Annotated in this window: 5 protein-coding genes and 1 pseudogene; all 6 read left to right on the forward strand. The window is 56.3% G+C overall.

What is annotated here, in order from left to right; translation table 11 throughout:
- Positions 1-20: 20 nt before the first annotated feature.
- The 6 genes and pseudogenes from lepA (at position 21) to ttdB (ending at position 6,136) form a co-directional block, all read left to right on the forward strand.
- Entirely contained in the window at positions 21-1,826 is a 1,806-nt protein-coding gene (gene lepA, locus ACTUHY_RS08730) for a translation elongation factor 4 (RefSeq protein WP_442827431.1), read from the forward strand.
- Positions 1,827-1,846: 20 nt separating this feature from the next.
- Positions 1,847-2,032, forward strand: a pseudogene (locus ACTUHY_RS08735) (GntR family transcriptional regulator); the annotation flags it as partial.
- Positions 2,033-2,155: 123 nt separating this feature from the next.
- Complete coding sequence (locus ACTUHY_RS08740) at positions 2,156-2,845, forward strand: GntR family transcriptional regulator (protein ID WP_442827433.1); 690 nt, start codon at positions 2,156-2,158, stop codon at positions 2,843-2,845.
- A gap of 442 nt (positions 2,846-3,287) precedes the next feature.
- Positions 3,288-4,556 (forward strand): SLC13 family permease, encoded by a 1,269-nt coding sequence (locus ACTUHY_RS08745; protein WP_278674458.1) that lies wholly within the window; start codon positions 3,288-3,290, stop codon positions 4,554-4,556.
- A gap of 60 nt (positions 4,557-4,616) precedes the next feature.
- On the forward strand, positions 4,617-5,516 hold the full coding sequence (gene ttdA, locus ACTUHY_RS08750; protein WP_012938694.1) for a L(+)-tartrate dehydratase subunit alpha: 900 nt from the start codon (positions 4,617-4,619) through the stop codon (positions 5,514-5,516).
- The gene (gene ttdB / locus ACTUHY_RS08755; protein WP_022487833.1) at positions 5,516-6,136 is read left to right on the forward strand and encodes a L(+)-tartrate dehydratase subunit beta; all 621 of its coding nucleotides are present in this window, start codon (positions 5,516-5,518) and stop codon (positions 6,134-6,136) included. The genes ttdA and ttdB overlap by 1 nt, the downstream gene beginning before the upstream one ends.
- Positions 6,137-6,284 lie beyond the last annotated feature (148 nt).

Genomic DNA, 6,284 nt, shown 5'->3' on the forward strand with positions numbered 1-6,284 from the left:
GTAGAAAGCGAGAAGATTCCATGGCAAAACGTGATCATATTCGAAATTTTTCCATCATCGCCCATATCGACCACGGGAAATCCACCCTGGCCGACCGGCTCATCGAAATGACCGGGACCCTGTCCAAACGGGAAATGGAGGACCAGATCCTGGACTCCATGAGTCTGGAGCGGGAACGGGGCATCACCATCAAGGATCAGGCCGTCCAGCTGGACTACAAGGCCAAAGACGGGAACGAGTACATCCTGAACCTGATCGACACACCGGGGCATGTGGACTTTTCCTATGAAGTGTCCCGGGCTCTGGCGGCCTGTGAAGGGGCCCTCCTGGTCATCGACGCCACCCAGGGCATCGAGGCCCAGACCCTGGCCAATGTGTACCTGGCCATGGACCACGACCTGGAGATCATCCCAGTGATCAATAAGATCGATCTGCCCAGCGCCGATGTGCCCCTGGTGGAAAAGGAAATCGAGGATGTACTGGGGATTGACAAGGAAGATTGTGTGCTCTGCAGCGCCAAGACCGGCCTGGGTGTGGATGAAGTGCTGGAAGCTGTGGTGAACCGGGTGCCGGCCCCCAAAGGGGATCCGGCAGCTCCTCTCCAGGCCCTGATCTTCGATTCCAAATTCGACGCCTATAAAGGGGTCATGCTGTATGTGCGGGTGGTGAACGGCTGCCTGAAGAAAGGCATGTCCATCCGGCTCATGGCCACCGGCAAAGTCTATGAAGTGACGGAAGTGGGGGTCTTTAAACCGGCCATGGTCAATGTGCCGGAACTGGGAGAAGGCCAGGTGGGCTTTTTGGCTGCTTCCATCAAGACCGTGAAGGATGCTCGGGTGGGGGACACCATCACCGACAACAATCGTCCGGCCAAGGAACCTCTCCCTGGCTATCGGAAAGCCACCCCCATGGTGTACTGCGGCCTGTACCCTGTGGAAAATTCTGATTATGACAATCTCCGGGATGCCCTGGAAAAACTCCAGCTCAACGACGCTTCCCTGACCTTTGAACCGGAAACTTCCACCGCCCTGGGCTTCGGATTCCGCTGCGGCTTTTTGGGGCTGCTCCATATGGACGTGATCAAGGAACGGCTGGAACGGGAATACAACCTGACCCTGATCACCACCGCTCCCAACGTCATCTATGAAGTGGTGAAGACCAATGGGGAAATCGAAATGGTGGACAATCCTTCCCAGTTCCCCAATCCCACAGTGATCGAGCATGTGGAAGAACCTTTTGTGAATGCCACCATCATCGTGCCCAAGGATTTCGTAGGGCCCATCATGGAACTGTCCCAGGAAAAACGGGGAGAGTATCAGAATATGACCTACCTGGACGAAAACCGAGTGATGATCCATTACGCCCTGCCTTTGTCGGAAATCATCTTCGATTACTTCGATCGGCTGAAAAGCGTTTCCCGAGGGTATGCGTCCTTGGACTATGAGCTCAGCGGCTACCGGGCTTCCGATATGGTGAAGGTGGATATCCTCCTGAACGGGGACCCGGTGGATGCTCTCAGTGCCATCGTCCATCGGGACCGGGCCCAGTACTGGGGCCGTGCCCTGGTGGAAAAGCTGCGGAAATTGATTCCCCGTCAGCTCTTTGAGATTCCCATCCAGGCCGCCATCGGCAGCAAGATCATCGCTCGGGAAAATGTCAGTGCCCTGCGGAAGGATGTGCTGGCCAAGTGCTATGGGGGAGATATCACCCGGAAAAGGAAGCTGCTGGAAAAGCAGAAGGCCGGGAAAAAGCGCATGAAGCAGGTGGGAAGCGTGGAACTGCCCCAGGAAGCCTTCATGGCCATTTTGAAGATGGACGACAAATAACAGGGAAAGGAGGAAGGTCCATGGTGACCCTGCAGAAATCCACCCAGGAACTGATCTGCCAGTCCCTGCGGGACCGGATCGCTTCCGGCGACCTGGAACCGGGGACGGAACTGAAGCAGGTGGAACTGGCCAAGACCTACGGAGTATCCCGGATGCCCATCCGGGAAGCCCTCCAGAGCTTGCAGCTGGAAGGACTGGTGACCCGGCTCAGCAATCGGCACATGGTGGTGGCCGCTTCGGCCCAAGAGCGGCTCCGGAACCAGAAGGCCGGACAGGACCCGGATCCTGCGGAACCAGAACCACCGGCGTCCCAGGCTCCGGTATACCGGATGGCCGGGGACATACCGGTCAAGAACGTGGGGAAGATCCATCTCCTGCCCGCCCGGGAACAGGTGGCCTCCTATCTGCGGAAGGCTATCCTCCGCCGGGAGATCCCGGAAGGCAGCGTGCTGACCCTGGAAGAGACGGCCAGGCATATGGGGGTCTCCGCCACTCCCGTCCGGGAAGCCCTCCAGCTGCTGGCCAGCCAGGGCCTGGTGAAGCTGCGGCCCAATAAGGGGGCTTTGGTGCTGGGGATGGACGAAAAATCCATCCGGGACCATTTTGCCGTCCGGAAGATCTTGGAAGGAGAAGCCGCGGCCCTGGCCGCCCGGCCTGGCAGCGATCTGACAGAAGTGGAGCGGGTGTACGCCGGGATGGAAAAATGCCTGGAAGAACACCGGTACGGGGACTACAAGCATTATAATGAAAGTTTTCATATGGCCCTGTGGGAAGCGGCGGACAACCCGAAGCTGACCCAGATCCTGGCCAGCCTGTGGAACGGCCTTTCCCTAGGCTTTCTGGTAACGGAGACTGATTATGCCAAGATATCTTTCTTCGAACATGAGCAGCTGATGGAAGCCCTCCGGGCCCACGACCCGGACCGGGCCCGGAAGCTCATGGACGAACACATGAAGCGGAGCATGGAAAACATCCTCACCAACTACCGGGAACAGGTGGGGAAGGGAGGGGGTGCGTGAGCACCCCCTCCCTTAGCAGTAGAGCCGCACAGCGGCTCGGTCTCGAGTCTCGGGTCTCGAGCCGAATGTTAAAATTTGCAGGCAAATTTTTGAATAGACAAACCCTGATCTGCTAACGATAAGATATTTACTTCGATATCCAGCACGACTCTGGTTCTGTATTTTCAAAAGGACCTGGCCGCAGGACGGGTCCTTTCCAACGGCTCGAGACTCGAGACCAGAGACCCGAGACCCCAAAAGTGGCTGTTGCCGAAGCAACAGCCACTTTGTATTTATGATAAACAATCCAATTTGTAGTCAAAAATCAGATAATTCATAAATCCCATTGACTCTTTCTGTCGATGGGGGTATAGTATAACCAACAAATGGATACATTATCAAATATTAAAGATTAATCCAAAAGCGCGCGGGATTGATGAAAACAAAGGAGGAGAAATCCATAATGTCACCCATTGCCATTACTCTGACCCTTCTGGTCTGTGTCATTATCCTGTTCGTCACCGAAAAACTTCCCCTGGCCGTCACGTCCATGCTGGCCCTGATGGTGCTGGTGCTCACCGGCGTGCTGAGTCCCAAGGATGCCTTTGCCGGCTTTGTGGACAACAACCTGATCCTGTTCGTGGCCATGTTCATCATCGGCGGTGCCTTTTTTGAAACGGGCATGGCCAACAAGGTGGGGGGCATCGTTACCCGGTTCGCCAGCTCCGAACGGCAGCTGATTGTGGCAGTGATGCTGGTCACCGGCATCATGAGCGGCATCCTGTCCAACACGGGCACTGCCGCCATCCTGATCCCGGTGGTCATCGGCATCGCTTCCAAATCCGGCTTTGCCCGGTCCCGGCTCCTGTTGCCCCTGATCTTCGCCGCCGCCATGGGCGGGAACCTGTCCATCATCGGGGCTCCCGGGAACCTGCTGGGGAAAAGCGCCCTGGAAGCCATCGGCCAGGACCTCAGCTTCTTTGAATACGGTTTCGTGGGCTTTCCCATCCTGCTGATCGGCACTGCCTTCTTCGCCACGGTAGGTTACCGGTTCCTGCCGGAACGGCAGGGGAAGACCGGGGAAAGCATCTACGACAAGGCACCGGATTTCTCCCAGGTCCCCGCCTGGAAACAGAAAGTTTCCCTGATCGTCATGGTGCTCACCATCATCGCCATGATCTTTGAAAAACAGATCGGCATCAAATTCTACCTGTCCGGCTGCATCGGTGCCCTTGTGCTGGTCACCCTGGGTGTCATCAGTGAAAAACAGGCGTACCAGTCCATCGACCTCCAGACCCTGTTCGTGTACGGTGGCACCCTGGCCCTGGCCAAGGCTCTGGCCAAAACCGGCGCCGGCAAGGCGGTGGCCGACGGGGTGATCGGTCTCCTGGGATCCAACGCTTCCCCGCTGCTGCTTTTGGCGGTGATTCTGCTGCTCAGCTGCGTCATGACCAACTTCATGAGCAACTTCGGTACGGCGGCCCTGCTGATCCCCATTTCCGTGAATATTTCCGAAGCCATGGGGGCGGACCCCAAGGCGGTGATCGTAGCCACGGTCATCGGCGCTTCCCTGGCTTTTGCCACCCCCATTGGCATGCCTGCCAACATGATGGTGTTCGCCCCCGGGGGATACACCTTCAACGATTACGTGAAGGCCGGCATTCCCATGGTGATCATCGGCTACATCGTCTCTCTCATCCTGCTGCCCATCCTGTTCCCTTTCTATCCCTGATGGAACCGGAACCTGTACATAAAAAATTCCTGTGTGTTCAAGTATAAGGAGGAAATGAAAATGTCCAAAGAAGCCCAAGTGAAACAAATGACCGACATCATGGCCAAGTTCGTGGGATACACCGCCAAGGTGCTGCCCGATGACGTGGCCGCCAAACTGAAGGAACTGGCCGAAAAGGAAACCGTGCCCATTGCCAAGCTGCTGTATGAAACCTATGCCAAAAACCAGAAGCTGGCCAAGGAACTGAACCGTCCTTCCTGCCAGGATACCGGGGTGCTCCAGTATTTCGTGAAATGCGGCACCAACTTCCCCCTGATCGGGGAACTGGAAGGGCTGCTGAAGGAAGCCACCGTCCAGGCCACCTTCGCCACTCCCCTGCGCCACAACAGCGTGGAAACCTTCGATGAATACAACACCGGCAAGAACGTGGGGAAAGGCACTCCCACCGTGTTCTGGGAAATCGTACCGGATTCCGATACCTGCGAAATCGACACCTATATGGCCGGGGGCGGCTGCACCCTGCCGGGCCATGCCATGGTGCTGATGCCCGGGGAAGGGTATGAAGGGGTCACCAAATTCGTCCTGGAACGGATGTACACCTATGGACCCAACGCCTGCCCGCCCTTCCTGGTGGGGGTAGGGGTGGCCACCTCCGTGGAAACCGCCGCCGTACTCTCCAAAAAAGCTCTGATGCGTCCCCTGGGGACCCACAATCCCAATCCCCGGGCTGCGGAAATGGAAAAACTCCTGGAAGAAGGCATCAACAAGATCGGTCTGGGGCCCCAGGGCATGACCGGCAGTGCTTCCGTCCTGGGCGTCCACATCGAGAACACCGCCCGTCATCCGTCCGCCATCGGGGTGGCTGTGAACATCGGCTGCTGGAACCACCGCCGGGGCCACATCATTTTCGACAAAGACCTGCATTACACCATCACTTCTCATAAGGGGGCTGAATTATAATGGCTAACAAAGTTGTGCTGCATACACCCATTAAATCCGAAGACATCGAGAACCTGAAAATCGGGGATATCGTCTATCTGACCGGCAAGATCACCACCTGCCGGGACGTGGCTCACCGCCGTCTCATCGAAGAAGGCCGGAAGCTGCCGGTGGACCTGGAAGGGGGCGCTATCTTCCATGCAGGCCCCATCGTCCGTCCCATCGAAGGCCAGGAAAACGCCTATGAAATGGTCTCCATCGGACCTACCACCTCCATGCGGATGGAAAAATTCGAAAAGGATTTCATTCCCCAGACCGGCGTGAAGCTGATCGTGGGCAAGGGGGGCATGGGCCAGGACACCATGGATGCCTGCCAGAAATACAAGACCATCTTCTGCGTGTTCCCTGCCGGCTGTGCCGTGGTTTCCGCGGTGCATTTCAAGAAGATCATCGATGCTCAGTGGAAGGATCTGGGGATGCCGGAAACCCTGTGGACCAGCGAAGTGGAAGAACTGGGGCCCCTGATCGTGGCCGTGGACACCAAAGGCGGCAACCTGTTCGAAGAAAACAAGAAGACCTACAAGAAACGGGCCGAAGAAGTATACGAGGAAATCATCCCCAACGTCCGGTTCATTAAATAAGGAAAAATGTAAGAAAAAAATGGGGCTGTGAAATAATAGCTCCATGAAAACGAAAGGGACTTTCGATTCTTGTGAATCGAAAGTCCTTTTTCGTGTTAGAATTTAACTGCTATGAAAAACCTAACTGTGTATTATGGTACTCCCAAAC

Origin of the sequence: Acidaminococcus nyctereutis, from assembly GCF_052216985.1 — a bacterium.
Lineage (GTDB): Bacteria > Bacillota > Negativicutes > Acidaminococcales > Acidaminococcaceae > Acidaminococcus > Acidaminococcus fermentans_A.